Annotated in this window: 14 protein-coding genes; 2 read left to right on the forward strand and 12 right to left on the reverse strand. The window is 37.1% G+C overall.

The window, feature by feature from the left end; all coding sequences use genetic code 11:
• Nucleotides 1–14: 14 nt before the first annotated feature.
• The 9 genes from EKM00_RS14030 to recR all read right to left on the reverse strand — a co-directional run bounded on the left by EKM00_RS14030 (nucleotide 15) and on the right by recR (nucleotide 10,373).
• Nucleotides 15–803 carry an FkbM family methyltransferase gene (locus EKM00_RS14030; RefSeq protein WP_126458955.1) on the reverse strand — a complete coding sequence of 263 codons (789 nt, stop codon included), beginning with the start codon at nucleotides 801–803 and terminating at the stop codon, nucleotides 15–17.
• A 63-nt stretch (nucleotides 804–866) separates the two neighbouring features.
• A complete protein-coding gene (locus tag EKM00_RS14035) occupies nucleotides 867–2,123 on the reverse strand; it encodes an ABC transporter ATP-binding protein (protein WP_126516609.1) in 1,257 nt (418 codons plus the stop codon).
• Nucleotides 2,124–2,412: 289 nt separating this feature from the next.
• On the reverse strand, nucleotides 2,413–2,760 hold the full coding sequence (locus EKM00_RS14040) for a four helix bundle protein (protein ID WP_126451861.1): 348 nt from the start codon (nucleotides 2,758–2,760) through the stop codon (nucleotides 2,413–2,415).
• Nucleotides 2,761–2,960: 200 nt separating this feature from the next.
• Nucleotides 2,961–3,422, reverse strand: a complete 462-nt coding sequence (locus EKM00_RS14045; protein WP_126458948.1) for a UpxY family transcription antiterminator — start codon at nucleotides 3,420–3,422, stop codon at nucleotides 2,961–2,963.
• A gap of 285 nt (nucleotides 3,423–3,707) precedes the next feature.
• A complete protein-coding gene (locus EKM00_RS14050) occupies nucleotides 3,708–5,099 on the reverse strand; it encodes a UDP-glucose 6-dehydrogenase (protein ID WP_126451859.1) in 1,392 nt (463 codons plus the stop codon).
• A gap of 121 nt (nucleotides 5,100–5,220) precedes the next feature.
• Nucleotides 5,221–6,204 carry an SDR family oxidoreductase gene (locus EKM00_RS14055; protein ID WP_126458940.1) on the reverse strand — a complete coding sequence of 328 codons (984 nt, stop codon included), beginning with the start codon at nucleotides 6,202–6,204 and terminating at the stop codon, nucleotides 5,221–5,223.
• A 212-nt stretch (nucleotides 6,205–6,416) separates the two neighbouring features.
• Nucleotides 6,417–8,873: a polysaccharide biosynthesis tyrosine autokinase gene (locus tag EKM00_RS14060; protein WP_126516610.1), complete on the reverse strand. Its 2,457-nt coding sequence runs from the start codon at nucleotides 8,871–8,873 to the stop codon at nucleotides 6,417–6,419.
• A gap of 15 nt (nucleotides 8,874–8,888) precedes the next feature.
• Entirely contained in the window at nucleotides 8,889–9,680 is a 792-nt protein-coding gene (locus tag EKM00_RS14065; RefSeq protein ID WP_126516611.1) for a polysaccharide biosynthesis/export family protein, read from the reverse strand.
• A gap of 72 nt (nucleotides 9,681–9,752) precedes the next feature.
• Nucleotides 9,753–10,373: a recombination mediator RecR gene (recR, locus tag EKM00_RS14070; RefSeq protein ID WP_126451855.1), complete on the reverse strand. Its 621-nt coding sequence runs from the start codon at nucleotides 10,371–10,373 to the stop codon at nucleotides 9,753–9,755.
• 428 nt (nucleotides 10,374–10,801) lie between these two features.
• On the opposite strand from recR, the gene EKM00_RS14075 reads away from it, so the two are divergent.
• Nucleotides 10,802–12,310, forward strand: coding sequence for a sodium:solute symporter (locus tag EKM00_RS14075; protein ID WP_126516612.1), 1,509 nt, complete (start codon nucleotides 10,802–10,804; stop codon nucleotides 12,308–12,310).
• Between the two features lie 99 nt (nucleotides 12,311–12,409).
• Here the strand turns inward: EKM00_RS14075 and EKM00_RS14080 are convergent, their stop codons facing one another.
• Nucleotides 12,410–12,778, reverse strand: coding sequence for a CoA-binding protein (locus tag EKM00_RS14080; protein WP_126458928.1), 369 nt, complete (start codon nucleotides 12,776–12,778; stop codon nucleotides 12,410–12,412).
• A 142-nt stretch (nucleotides 12,779–12,920) separates the two neighbouring features.
• Between EKM00_RS14080 and EKM00_RS14085 the strand changes: the two genes are divergently transcribed.
• A complete protein-coding gene (locus tag EKM00_RS14085; protein WP_126451852.1) occupies nucleotides 12,921–13,550 on the forward strand; it encodes a MarC family NAAT transporter in 630 nt (209 codons plus the stop codon).
• Between the two features lie 45 nt (nucleotides 13,551–13,595).
• Here EKM00_RS14085 and ctlX read toward each other — a convergent pair whose 3' ends face one another.
• Together ctlX and EKM00_RS14095 are read right to left on the reverse strand one after the other, a co-directional pair.
• On the reverse strand, nucleotides 13,596–14,531 hold the full coding sequence (gene ctlX, locus EKM00_RS14090) for a citrulline utilization hydrolase CtlX (protein ID WP_126516613.1): 936 nt from the start codon (nucleotides 14,529–14,531) through the stop codon (nucleotides 13,596–13,598).
• A gap of 75 nt (nucleotides 14,532–14,606) precedes the next feature.
• Complete coding sequence (locus tag EKM00_RS14095) at nucleotides 14,607–15,521, reverse strand: dimethylarginine dimethylaminohydrolase family protein (RefSeq protein ID WP_126516614.1); 915 nt, start codon at nucleotides 15,519–15,521, stop codon at nucleotides 14,607–14,609.
• Nucleotides 15,522–15,610: the final 89 nt, after the last annotated feature.

Raw genomic sequence — 15,610 nt, forward strand, 5'->3', positions numbered from 1 at the left:
ACATTGAATTGCAATTATTTTGTTTTGTAGCAAAAAATATTTAGTTGTAAATCCATACCATAATTTAAATTTCTTTTGATGAAAGGATATTTAGTCGTGTAAGCTTCTTTAATATGATAACTAAATCCTGCTTTCTGAACTATTTCCAAAATTTTATGCAAATTTTGCTCTCGATCTGGCATGCTGTGGTATTCAATAAAGAGATAATCAATATTTTTCAATTCATCCTCACAGTCTTTTATCACTTCGAATTCCGCTCCTTCTATGTCAATTTTTAAAAAATCAACCTTTCGTCCTGTCAAATATTTTTTTAAACTGGTACAAACTACTTTTTTGTATTTCCCTTTTGAAGTTTCTTCTTCTATTCTTCCTCCTGCTCCTCCTTCAACAATAAATGACAAGGTATCATCGCAATTCCAAACTGCCTTATTGATTAACTCTACATCATTATATCCAAATGATTCAACGTTTTTTTCCAAAAAACCAAAAATATGCTCATCTGCTTCAAAAGCAATTATAGAAGCATTGGGATATAATTGCTTAAAATAAATGATACTCATCCCTAAATTTGCCCCACAATCTATTATACAAGGATTAGGACGACTAGCCTTAAACTTATACATTTCAAGTTGAAATAATTCCTCGTTACACAAATTAAATGATGCGATATCATGGATATATAATTTTTTTCCTAAAAATTCTTTTTCAGTAGGCACAAATCGCGCTATTGCATTTGTACCCTGTTTTTTTCCAATTAAGAAATAATAAGGTGGTTTAAAATATTTTTTTAAAATTTTAATCATTTATCTAATATTACTAAATGTTTATTACAAAAAATACAATTACAATTTATAAAAATTTTTCATCTAAAAAATAGAATCCCATTTCCCTTTTCCAAATACTTGTCCGTAATTGTATAATCCATGAATGCTCAAACTAGATTTTTCATCTAAAATCTCAAACAGACAAACTTCATTTACTTCATCAATTCTTAATTGTTGAGGGACATGTATAAACGCATTTAAAAAATACTCACCTCTTACCAAAAATTCTGCTTCAATAGTTAATCGTATTTTTTCAGATTTAATCAGATTGGTTTCATATGAACATACTCTTTGACCATTCTTGCTGACAATTGTACAAAACATTTTGTAACGATTGTTATCTTTTATTTCAAATTTTGAATTCAATTTAAAATCAATTACAATATTTTGATCATAATAAAAACGGCTTTCTAAGTTTCCTCCCTCATTATTGATATTTATTTCATCTATTACAATTTCGCTAAAGTCTTTCGAAATATCTCTTTTATAAAAAGATTCAAAATTTGAAGAAGCATTATGATATAAATCAACACTCTCCTCAATCCCCCCATCAAACACTACCTGCCCATTCTCCAACACAATCCCCCTAGTACACAAGCTCTTCACCGCCGCCATATTATGACTCACAAACAAAACCGTTCTGCCTCCAGTTCTGGAAATATCCTGCATCTTGCCAATCGCTTTCTTTTGGAACTCGGCATCGCCTACGGCCAAAACCTCATCTACAATCAAAATTTTAGGCTCCAGAAATGCGGCTACGGCAAAAGCCAGTCGCACATACATTCCGCTGCTATAGCGTTTTACGGGGGTATCAATGTATCGTTCGCAACCGGAGAAATCAATAATTTCATCAATCTTGGAGGTTATTTCTTTTTTGGTCATCCCTAAAATAGCCCCATTGAGATAAATGTTTTCCCTGCCGGTCATTTCGCCATTAAATCCGGTTCCTACTTCGAGCAAGGAAGCCACACGGCCTCCAAACTTAATGCTTCCCGTTGTAGGTGCTGTAACACGGGATAATATTTTGAGCAAGGTAGACTTTCCTGCGCCATTCTTGCCAATAATCCCAAGAATCTCACCGCGTTCCACTTCAAAATTAATATCCTGCAATGCCCAGACATAATCACTCGTACCTTTGGTACTGCGATCATTGGTGTCGCCAATTTTGAGATACGGATTCTCCTTCCCGCGCACTTGATGCCACCAGCGGTTCAAATCATGCGCCATAGTACCCGTTCCCACTTGGCCCAGTCGGTATTGCTTGGAGATGTTCTCGGCTTTTAATATAATATTTTTCATAATTCGTGAGAAGTGAATTGTGAAAAGTGAATAGAAAGCAACTTCCTACTATTCACAATTCCGTTTCATTTTACTCGTTTTTAGCTATATAATATTTTTTTTTAATTTTACGTAAGATTCTTTATCACATTCCACGATTCTCTTCTCACCTTTCACCACTCTCCTTTCACCACTCACCACTCACCTTTCACCACTCTCCACTCTCCACTCACCTTTCACCTTTCACCACTCTCCATTCACCACTCACCTTTCACCTTTCACCACTCACAATTCACTTCTCTCACCTCTCTCACTTCTTATTTATATAATTCTTAAATCCAATCAAAAGCTTTTTAACCTCTATAAGTTGCTGTTCAAAAGCATCCTCTTTTATAACAAATTCTAATCGTATCGCAATTAAATATTGCGTTTCTAACTCTGAAAGTGACCCTATGGAAATATACAGAAACTGCATTAGCTCTTTATCTCCTTTCCGTGCAGCTCCTTCGGCAATGTTTGATGGAATAGAAATAGCTGCTCTTCTCATTTGACTCGTTAAACCATACTTCTCGGTGTCTGGAAACGACTGTGTAATCTGATAGACTTTAACAACCAAATCCATACCCTTCTTCCAAACATCCAAATCTTTATGATCCATATCTTTTTTATTTAGTGAGTAGTGAATAGTGAATGGGTAGATGGTGCTATAAAGGAACCAATTTGTTCTTAGTTCACTTGTTATATTCATTCCTTATATATTCACTTCTCACTTCTCACTTCTCACTTCTCACTTCTCACTTCTCACTTCTCACTTCTCACTTCTCACTTCTCACTTCTCACCAATTCACACTAAAAAACTCATCGTTTCATTTTCAACACACATCCTAAAGATTCCAAAACCAGCACATAATGGGTATTGGTCATTTCCTGAACTGTGGCTTTTTGGTCGGCAAAAGGTCCCGATTCTAATTGTATCGTTTCCCCAATTTGATATGAGGCCACAGTGAGATCAACACAATCCGAAGTGTTGAGCCATTTCTTGATGACTTCAATTTCTTCATCACGCACAATTGCTGGTTTTCCTAACCAATACAAATAGCGGACTGCGCCAACGGATTGAAACACTAAATTCCGTTTCGAATCTTCTAATTGTACAAAAACATAGGAATTAAAAAGAGGTACTTCCACTTTTTTCTTGCGGTCAGACCATTGTCGCATTTGGGTTACCAAAGGACAGTAGCATTCCACACCTATCTTTTGTAATTGTTCTGCCACTTTTTTTTCCCATTTGGGTTTTGTATACACTACATACCAATTCATCTTTTATCTTGTATTGCCATAAAATTAATTCTCCCTATCCGAATTCAGAATACACTTTTTGAATTATTTATTTAAAAACGGTTCTCAATACACGACATTTCGAGTGCGAAGCGTAGCGAGACGACGTTTTGTTCTATTTCATTACTTGAAAACTACTAGCAACCCGCTGAGCACAATTAGCTTTTAAATGTTTAACCGTTTAATTGTTTAACCGCTTAATCGTTTAACCATCTAACCTTTAATTTTTTAACCCTTAACCATTTAATCGTTTAACCGCTTAACCCCTCACGAACCTATTGCCTGATACACAAAACCAATCGCTTTTAATTCCGGGCCGTTCAGCAAATTTCTACCATCAAAAATAAAAGCAGGTTTTTGCATCGAATCATATATTTTTTGCCAGTCGTAGTGGATAAATTCATCCCACTCTGTCAGTATCGCAATAGCGTGTGCCTGCTGACAGGCTTCGTACGGGTCCAAAAAGGAACGCACACTGTTCGCATTCGCCTCTGCATTTCTGGTTTCCAAATAATTTAAATCCCCCAAGATCTTCTTGTCAGAAACTTTAGGATCATACACCGCAATTTTTGCATGTTCATTGATCAAATCATCAGCTACATAAATTGCTGCTGATTCTCTGGTATCATTCGTATCTTTCTTGAATGCCCAACCCAAAAAAGTAATTTTCTTATCGGAAACCGTATTGTAAAGCGTTTGAACAATAGTATTGGAGAAACGTCTTTTTTGATGGTCATTCATGATAATAACTTGCTCCCAATAATCTGCAACGGCATTCAAACCATAGGATTTTGCAATGTACACTAAATTTAAAATGTCCTTTTGAAAGCAAGAACCTCCAAAACCAACGGAGGCTTTTAGAAATTTAGATCCAATCCTGCTGTCCATTCCAATCGCTTTAGCGACTTCATTGACATCGGCTCCCGTTTTCTCACACAGTTCTGACATGGCATTGATGGAAGAAATACGTTGTGCCAAAAAAGCATTGGCGGTAAGCTTAGACAATTCAGAAGACCAAACATTAGTGGTCAATATTTTAGCGGCAGGCACCCAATTCAAATAGACATCAACTAAGGCCTGAATCGCTTTTTTACCTTCCTCCGAAGGATCGCCTCCAATAAGAATCCGATCCGGATGCAACAAATCAGTGACAGCTGTTCCCTCTGCTAAAAACTCGGGATTTGACAGGATTTGAAACTGTACGCCATTCCCGGTATTATCAAGTATACTCTTAATTGCTTCTGCAGTTCGCACCGGTAGTGTCGATTTCTCCACTACTATTTTATTATCTTTGGCTACCCGTGCAATTTGTCTGGCACAAAGCTCTATGTATTTTAAATCAGCCGCCATACCTTTCCCCTTACCATACGTTTTAGTGGGGGTATTCACGGAGATAAATATAATCTGGGCTTCGTCTATGGCTTTATCAACATTCGTAGAAAAAAACAAATTCCTTCCCCGAGCCTCGGCAACAATAGCGTCCAATCCGGGTTCATATATAGGAATATTGTCCGTGTCGGTATCATTCCAAGCCGCAATGCGCTCTTCGTTCAAATCGACTACTGTAACTTGTATCTCCGGACATTTTTGAGCAATAACCGCCATCGTCGGGCCACCAACATACCCAGCTCCAATGCAACAAATTTTTGTGATTTTCATCTGTATATTTTTTTATTTTTTTTAATCCCAGTACAGACGCGATTTATCGCATCTCTACATTTCGCAATGCATCAAATCCGCAATGTAGACCCGATTTATCGCGTCTTTACGGTATACGGTATTACGATAAATTATCCCAATACCAGTGCACCGCCTCTTTCAATCCTTCTTGCATGCCAAATTTTGGATTGTATCCCAGCAGCGCTTTTGCTTTATCAATACTGGCCAGGGAATGTGGAATATCACCCGCTCTGTTAGGACCATACACTACAGTAACGTTTGCAATTTCAGAATCGTATTTTGTTAAAAAATCTTTCAAATAGCCCACTAAATCATTCAACGTATTCCTATCGCCACACGCCGTGTTATACACCGTATTGATTGCCTCTGGATTTTGAGTTAACATCGCCAACTCATTCATTTGAATAACATTGTCAATATAAGTAAAATCGCGGGAATAATTCCCGTCACCATTTATTTTTGGGCTTTCGTGTTGCATGAATTGCATCACAAATTTCGGGATAACGGCTGCATAAGCGCCATTGGGATCTTGCTTCCGTCCAAAAACATTGAAATACCGCAGTCCAATGGTCTCTAAACCATAGGTTGTGCTGAAAATTTCGGCATACAATTCATTTACATATTTTGTTATTGCATACGGCGAAAGCGGCTTCCCAATAGTATTTTCTACTTTGGGCAACGCTTCTGAATCGCCGTAGGTAGAGGAACTTGCCGCATACACAAATCGCTTCACTTTTTCGTCTCTTGCTGCCACCAGCATATTCAAAAATCCGGATACATTCACGTCATTCGTGGTCACCGGATCATTGATAGAACGGGGAACAGATCCCAAAGCCGCCTGGTGCAGCACATAATCTGCGCCTTTGACTGCTTTTTGACACTCTTCCGGATTCCGAATATCGCCTTCTATCAAACGAAAATCAGGATGGTTTATGCAGTCTTTCAAATTATGCAGGTGCCCGGTGGCAAAATTATCCAGGCAAACCACCTTATAGCCTTTAGACAAAAAATGGGCACACAGATTAGAGCCTATAAATCCCGCTCCTCCAGTGATTAACACTGTTTTTTTTATATCTTCTTTCATTTGCTTTTTCTGTATTAAAAAAATAAACCACTATAACTTAAAGCTCATAGTTTTTGTTGGCATACTTAACGTTTACACTGTGGTATCCCTTATTTATTTGATACGAATTTCACAAATTATAACGAATTAATTTGTGAAACTTGTAGTAAACGTTTTTGAACCTGAAAAGTAAATACCCTAAAACGCATCATTTTACCTATATCTGTAATTAATTACTTTCGGGGTCTATTAAGTATTTTCTGAGCCACTCTTTCATACATACTCTTAGGTTTGTCTTCTTCATAATAGCCATTGGTATAGGTACCATATCCGTAACCATACCCATACCCCGTTCCGTATTTAGCTTTATTCTCCAGACCATTCAAAATGATACTGGCATTATTTAATTCCCCTCGTTTTATACGATTATTCAACAAGGTAATCATGTCTTTTTTGGTGAAATTCTGCCTCACAATATAAAGAGTAACATCACAATATTGTGCTAATTCTAGTGCGTCTGACACTAACCCTACCGGAGGTGTATCTAATATTATATAATCGTATTTTTTCTTTAATTCTTCAATCAGCTCTCCCATTCCGTCACTCATTATCATCTCCGATGGATTGGGAGGAACCGGTCCGGAGAGAATCACATCCAGAAAAGGAATGTGGGTGTGATTTATAATTTCGTCAACCGTTTTTTGCTTGATCAGGTAATTTACAATCCCGGCTTCATTAGATAAATTAAATTCAGTAGCCAGTTTTGGTTTTCTTAAATCAAGGCCAATAACAACTGTTTTTTTCTCGCTCAGGGCAAATACGGTAGCAATATTTATGGAACAAAATGTTTTTCCCTCACCACTAACGGAGGAGGTTATCATCAATGTTTTGGCACCGTCTACATTTTGTTGTTTGTACAAAAACTGGAGCGAGGACCGAATGGCTCTAAAAGATTCCGACAACGATGATTTAGGCCTGTCAAACACTGCTAAATTTGTATTTTCTTTATTGACACCGACTACGCCTATCAAAGGAATTTTTGTCAACTTACTGATGTCCTCCGTATTTTGAATCGAATTATTGACAAAAAAAATGCCAAATACAAAAATCAACGGAACAAGTATTCCCAGAAATAAGGCCAATATATAATTGACGGATGTTTTAGGGCCTATTAATCCGCCGCCAATATCCTTTGCAGGATCAATAAACTGAACATCCGATAGATTCGCTGCTTTGACAATATCAGCTTCACTTCTTTTTTGAAGAAAGGTGCTGTAAATATTATCACTCAAATCATATTTTCTTTTGATTTTAACGAGCTCTTGCTGGTCTTCCGGGAGTTGTTTTATGGTGCTTTCGGCTTCATTAATTTTACTGCTCACCATCGCTAAATCATATTGCAACGAAGCTTTTGCGGTAGCTATATTTTCTAACAGTACATTTTTGACTGCCTCCATTTGATTGTCAAAATCCTTAAATATCTTCTCGCTTTTTACGGCATAGGCCATTTCGGATCTTTGGGTAGACAAGGCGATCAATTTTGAAACATTAACTACAATATTAGGATCTTCTATTCCCGCTACAGATGGCGCTGGAAGTTTTGCATAGTTGGTACTGTTTTTCAAATAAGCCTTTAACGAATTGTAATAGGACAGTTTGCGGGTCACTTCATCTTTGACTACATCAAATTCCAGAATCTTATCCGAGAATTTAGCACCTCCCGCTTCAATATCATAAATATTTTTATCTTTTCTAAATGTTTTTAGCTCATTCCCGGTTTCTTTGAGCTGGGATTCCATGGCAATCAGTGTACTGTCTATAAAAGCAATCGTATTGGTAGCAAACTGATTTTTACTATCTAACTGTCTTTTGATCAGCATTTCAACAGTCGAATTCAAATATTCGACCATTCTGGCTTTATTAGTCCCCTGCATTCCCAGGGTAATTATAGAACCGCCTTTATCATCTGAGCGCACACTGATCCCTTTATATGCGGCTACTGTTCCGTCAAAATCATTAAAACGCACAAAATATTCATTTCCTTTGTAAAAACCGGGATTGTCTTTTATTTGTAATTTCCAATTCAAAAAGGGTAAGGAAACAGACTCTCCTACTTTGTATCTTTTTACAAAATCACCAATTTCGACTGCTGTATTGCCATAGGAATTATTGGAGTACGTGACGACCGAGACGTTTTGATTCCCAAATGGAATTCTGATTTCATATTCATTTTCGCTTAAAAACGTAATTCCAATAAAATTTCCTGCTAACTGCCCTTTCGATTTATCAATATTCACATAGAATGGAACTGCTCCGTAGGCATCTACCATATTGTATTCGCCCTGAACTAAGTAATCAATATAATACTGGAGTTTATCTACCACTAACTCATTGTGTGATCTGGATTGCAGTGTTGTAGAGATGGATTGAACCTGATCAGAGGTACCGCCCCAATTAAAAACCAAACTGGTATTAGAAGTAAAAAGAGGGTTACTTTCCTCCTTTATGGCAATGAGGGTCTCCATGCCATATATTTTTTCTTTACGGATGTTGACCTGATAGGCAATAGTAAAAGTGATTATTAAACTCAGTAAAAACCACTTCCAATAACTTCCGATTTTTATTAAAAATCCCTTAAAATCAAAACTGACTTGATTTTCAAAAATCGAAAAATCTTTTATATCTAACATTTTCTGAATGCTGTTTTAATTTCTTAATAGTAGAAAGGTCGTTGTGGCCAAAGACAGCAACGTAATAATAGTCCCTAAGGATTCAATTCCTGTTTTCCCGGTTCCCCAGGTTTTTTGCTTGAGCGGCTTGATATAAACATAATCATTAGGTTGTAAGTAATAATAAGGCGATTGCATCACATTGATATCCGTCAAGTCCAGATCATGCATTTGAACTCCTGTCGGTGTTTTTCGCATGATGGTAACTGCTTTTCGGTCTCCTGTAATAGAGATATCTCCGGCATTTGCAATGGCTTCCATTATATTTACTTGCTCTTGAAATAATGTTTTTGTTCCCGTGCTACCAATTTCCCCGTTGATCGTATATCTAAACCCCGATAATTTTACCGTTACAAAAATATTAGCTTCGGCATTAAAATACTCCGCTAACAATTGTTTTTCGATTCTCACTCTGATTTCATCCAGCGTGTAACCAATAACATTTAATTCTCCTAAGACCGGAACCCTTATATTTCCATGATCGTCTACTGTAAATCCATCAAAATACAATGCGGATTCTGATTTTCCTACCGAACCGCCTTCGCTTGTAGGACTAAAAATAGCAACTAATTTAGGATCTATCGCTTTTATAGTAATACTCAACACATCATTTGTTTGCAACCGATAAGGCTTAGATCCTACCACAGCAATAGTAGATTCTTGTGCTGAGGTATCCTTTTTCTGAAGATAAATTAAATCTTTAGTAGGAATGCAGGAAAAAAGCAACACACTTATAACTAACAACAAACAGAGTACCGACTTGCTCATTTACAATATTTTTAAGCGACAAATATAACTTTTCATTTACGATTTAAAAAGCAACATTATTTATTAAACAAATTAATTATTTTTAAAAGTCTTTTCAAAAGGAACTCTTTGCAAAATACTCCTGCCCAGGGTAACTTCATCTGCATATTCCAGCTCATCTCCTACTGAAATTCCTCGGGCAATTGTTGATATAATAATCCCGCAATCCCCAATTTGTTTGTAAATATAAAAATTGGTAGTATCTCCCTCCATTGTGGAGCTTAACGCAAATATAATCTCATTGACACTACCGGATTTTACTTTTTCGACTACAGTATTGATGTTCAGCTGACTGGGGCCCACGCCGTCAATTGGTGAAATTTTACCGCCCAAAACATGGTAAATTCCTCTGAATTGTCCTGTATTCTCGATCGCCATAACATCTCGGATATCCTCCACAATACAAACAATTTGATGATTTCTGTTTTTGTTGGCACAAATTTCACACAATGCACTGTCCGATATATTATGGCAACTCGCACAATACTTTATATCCTCCCGCATTGCCACCAAGGCTTGCGCTAAAAATCCTGTTTGCTCTTTTGGCTGTTTTAATAAATGCAACACCAGTCGCAGTGCAGTTCGCTTACCAATTCCTGGCAACTGAGACATTTCATTGACTGCCCGTTCTATTAATTTTGAAGAAAATTCCATAACTGCAAATGTAGCAATTTGTTTATTTGTTTAATCGGTTATTTCTTGAATCGATTGTATACTTTGGTTATTCGATTTTAGTCCGCCGTTTTTTCTACTATTGGTCGCAATGTCATTAAGACTGCACTGTTTCTGCCCTCACTTCGAGTACTTTTGAATAGTAATGCGAAAGTGTTACTGATTAAAATTGTGTCGAGAAGCCATTGTATAAAAAAGAATCCTTTTTCAACGGAAGTACTTAGGAGGTAAAGCAATACTTTTAGTAGGCGGTATTAAAATAAAATCGGCTATAATCCTGTTTGCTAACTAATTAAGCAGTAGCAATTCGTGATTTAATAAGGATAGAAGTTCAAGGCCAAAGGTAATCCGGATCCAGAAATGACGCATTAAACAAAAAATCGTATTTTGCTGCCTGTAAACTCAAAAAAATGACACCATTCACCATTCTATCGTTAATTGTAATCTACTTCGGGATTTTGTTTTTGATTTCCCATTTTGTAAGTAGAAAAGACAGTGGCAATGAGGCTTTTTTCAAAGCCAATAAAAACTCAAAATGGTATTTAGTGGCTTTCGGGATGATTGGAACTGCGCTTTCCGGGGTAACTTTTATTTCGGTGCCAGGAGAAGTGGGTGCGCCAAACGGGGAACAATTCAAGTATTTTCAGTTTGTTCTGGGAAATGCCATTGGCTTTATAGTTATTGCAAAAGTGCTGTTGCCTCTGTACTACCGGATGAATCTGACTTCGATTTACGGCTATATCGAGCAGCGATTGGGGTTGTATTCCTATAAAACTGCCGCAACAATTTTCCTGATCAGCCGAACAATAGGCTCTGCGTTTCGATTGTATCTTGTGGTGATCGTTTTACAGCGTTATGTTTTTGACTTTTACAACATTCCCTTTGCATTTACCGTGCTGATTTCGCTGGCTTTAATTTTTGCATATACCTATCGTGGCGGACTCAAAACCATTATCATTACGGATACCTTACAAACTTTTTTCTTAGTGACCTCCGTTTTTATGACTATTTTCTTTATTTGTAGGAGCTTGAATTTAAATGCTTTTGAAGCTTTTGAAACCGTAAAAAACAGTAATTATTCGAAAGTATTTTTCTTTGAGGATTTCGTGTCGAGTAAGTTCCATTTTGTCAAACAAATTCTGGGAGGGATTTTTGTAACCATTGCCATGGTAGGTCTGGATCAGGATTTAATGCAAAAAAACCTGAGTTGTGCCACCATTGGTGAAGCTCAAAAAAACATGTTCACATTTACCGGAATATTTGTACTTATCAATATATTTTTCCTGAGCGTAGGTGCGCTACTGTATGTTTATGCCGCTAAAAACGGGGTTGAAATCCCCACCGATTTAAACACCGGAAAGCCCAGAACCGATTTGCTTTTCCCGGAAATTGCTTTTAATCACCTGGCTCTGATACCTTCAGTTATATTCTTATTGGGATTGACGGCCGCAACTTTTGCTACGACTGACTCTGCATTAACAGCGCTTACGACTTCGTTTTGTGTGGATTTTTTAGGAATGGACAAAGCGGAGAACCTGAACAAACCCAATGTAGTCCGAAACAGACATCTGGTTCATGTTGCGTTTTCCTTTTTGATGTTTCTGGTCATTATTTTCTTTAATTCCATAAATGACAGTTCCGTAGTAGGAATGATTTTCAGGGTGGCCTCCTACACGTATGGACCACTTTTAGGATTGTATTGTTTCGGGCTGTTTGCACAGTCAAAAACGGTCAAAGACAAACTGGTCCCGATAATTTGTTTGTTGTCTCCTGCACTCACATACCTTATCAGCGAACATTCAAAAACATTGTTTTTTGGATACGTCTTTGACAATGAGCTGATCATTGTAAACGGGCTTATTACTTTTCTTGGATTGTGGTTGATTAGCAAAAAAGCGGCTTCAGAAACACGATTTTAGTTTTAGCCCAGATGGCAGCGGCATCCTTTTCTTGTCCCGTTTTAAAAACGGGACAAGAAAAGATATAGCGAACAGCTGGAGGTAGCTCCAAAAAAAATATTAATACTGGTTAGTAGTCAATAATACTAAGGTACAGGCTATTTCTACTTTGATATCATTCAGCTTCAGCAATTGGTACAATTCTGGATTTTCAGTTCCCGGATTAAAAATAACACGTTTAGGTTTAGCCTCGACGATATAATTGTAATAATCACGCTGACGTGCAGGGTTCAAATAAAGGGTAACGGTATCTATATTTTTTATGGGAATGGCTTTAGTCTGGATTTTCACACCGGCCACTTCACCAGCATTTTGTCCTAAAGCAAGCACCGAATGTCCTTTGTCTACCAACATAGTGATCGCTTTGAAGGCGTATTTCTCTGGTTTAGTAGTTGCTCCCAGAACTAGTGTTTTTTTATTCTTTGTCATTTTCTATAAGTATATGCAGCAAAAGTAATCAAAAAGGTTTGTCCGTTTCGGAATTTTCAAGTTTAGTTATCAATGCAATAAAAACATTTCCCTAACATTAAAAAGTAAAAAAAGAGTATTTTTACACCCTTAAATATAAAATATGGATCTTTTTATTTATCTGTTTGTCGCACTTTTCTCCGTGTTAAACCCTATTGGTACTGTTCCTATTTTTGTAGGACTTACACAACATGACACAAAAAAAGAACGTTCCAGGATTTCATTGTGGACAGCGATAAATGTGTTTATCATCTTAATTGTCTCTTTTTTTATTGGGCAATATATGCTGATTTTTTTTGGCATTAGCATCGATGCGCTTCGAATTGCCGGAGGACTTATCATAGTAAACTCGGGATTTTCATTGCTCTCGGGACAATTTAACAAAAAGAGGGGGATCACCAAAAAAGCAGAAAACGATGCTCAAAAAAGAAATGACATCGCTCTGACTCCACTAGCTATCCCTATGCTAGCCGGACCTGGATCTATTTCGCTACTGATTGCTTTTTATCAGGAACACAATACAACTAGCGAAATTATCATTTCATCCTTTGCCATTCTTGCTATCGCAGTTGCTATTTTCATCATCTTGAAAAGTGCTCATTATTTAGCAAAAATACTTGGAGAATCCGGAATTGTAGCGATTTCCAGAATCATTGGTTTTATTGTAATTGCTATAGGAATCCAATATATCGTAAGTGCAATTATCAATATTATTAAAGGCAATTTGATCTAAGATTAAATTCAGGCAAAACGCAGTGTATTTGCCTAAATTGTACAATTATTTTCTTGGCAAAAAGATCTCAGCCATCATACATCTGGCACTGCCGCCACCACATGCTTCAATAGTATCCAGGCTCGAACTCAAAATTTCAGCATGTCGTTCCAGTTGTTCAATTTGTTTTGAAGTTAAACTCTGATGTGCAGCAGCACTCATCACTAAATATCGTTTGTCCTTTGCCCCATGAATTTCAAGCATGTTTCCTGCAAAAGTATTCATTTGGGCTTCCGTAATTAAAATGATTTCTTTCCCGTTTTCTTTTAGGCTATCCAGGACCATTTTACGTTCTTTTTTATCATCAATACACTCCGAACAAATCACAGCAAAAGTGTCCCCCAGACACATCATCACATTGGTATGGTAGATCAATTTTCGTTCCGAACCGACGGTTTGAAATGCTTCAAAAATAACTGGAGCATAGTCAAAATCCTCACAGAATTCGATAAACAACTCTTCATCAGCCCTAGGTGACAAAGCGCAATATGCTTTAGCATTAGTTCTATCCAAAAGCAAACTTCCTGTTCCTTCCAGATAGAAACCATCCTCCTCAGCCGAGGTATAATCTACAATATTATGAATCACAAATCCTTTGTCTTCCAGAACATCTAAAATATCTTCGCGGCGCTCGTGACGGCGATTTTCAGCAAACATAGGATACAAAGCCACATCTCCATTCTCGTGAAAAGAAATCCAGTTGTTTGGAAAAACACTATCTGGTGTATCTGGATTCAGGGTATCATCAACAACCGTAACATCAACCCCGACTGCTGTTAGTTTTTCGACAAAAGCATCAAATTCTTGCTGTGCTTTAGCGTTAACCGTTGCAGGCAAAAGACCGTCTACTACTTTTTGGTAATAATTATTTACTGCCGTTTGTTCGTTCATTCTAAACGCTACTGGGCGAATCATCAATATCGAATTTGTTGTTTGTTTCATGGTTTTTTGTGTTTTATTTTTGTGGTAGAGACGCACTGCTGTGCGTCTCTACCACAATACGTTTTTAAAATTGAATTAATCTCGAATCAAAGGCAAGGTCGAACAGCGCAATAGCCCTTCTTGTTTTGCAATTTCGGCATAAGGAATTTCTTCTACCAGAAAACCGTTTGCTCGCAACCAATTGTTCAGTCGGGTGAAATTTCTTTCGGAAACGACAACAGTAGTATCGATAGAAAAAATATTAGAATTCATGTGATACATTTCGTCTCTAGTGACGTGAAATAAATTTTCTTTCCCAAAAAGATTAACCAGAAATAAATAATCGGCTTCTTCTCGAAATCCATTTTTGTATATAATCCCTTTATTAATTCCAACAGGCTGAAAACAACAGTCTAAATGCAAGGCATTATCCCTCGCTTCAATTTTAGACTTTACTAGGTCAAATCCCTTTACAATTTTAGTAGGAAACAGGTCTTTGATGTACTGAACACCCTGAAGATTCGTCCGTGCTGTAATATAATCCTGGTAATCACTTCCTTTATATGTACCAACGAAGATATAGTCATTCCACAACATCACATCTCCTCCTTCTATGTGTACTTCTTCTGGGGGGCGCACTACTTTTTGAGGTTCCATTTGGTCTATTACGTACTGAATCGCGTCTAATTCCCGCTCGCGATCCGGCAATATATTCGATTTTACAAAAACATCTCCAATTACAAAGCCAATATCTCTGGTAAAGATTTGATTGTAATTTTCGATCATTTCAGGACGAAACACCGTTACATCATATTTTTCAAAAACCCGATTGAAGGCTTCCATTTCCCGAACCATATCTATCTCGATCGGATAAGTTCCTGCCAATATATGCTCTAACGATTTTGGATCATAGGCCTCTTCTCGTTTTGGCGTTGGCCCGTTATGTACTGCAGAACCCAAAACAACTGCCCTTAGTCTTGAAGTTTCATTATTTACATTTAATTCTAACATGTATCTTTAACTTTTTGTCTTGTCCTGAATAACCGATACAGATTATTAGATAAAAATATTTAATTAAACACTTGCAAAAACGTTTTTGC

The sequence above is a fragment of the Flavobacterium sp. RSP15 genome (assembly GCF_003968755.1).
GTDB lineage: Bacteria > Bacteroidota > Bacteroidia > Flavobacteriales > Flavobacteriaceae > Flavobacterium.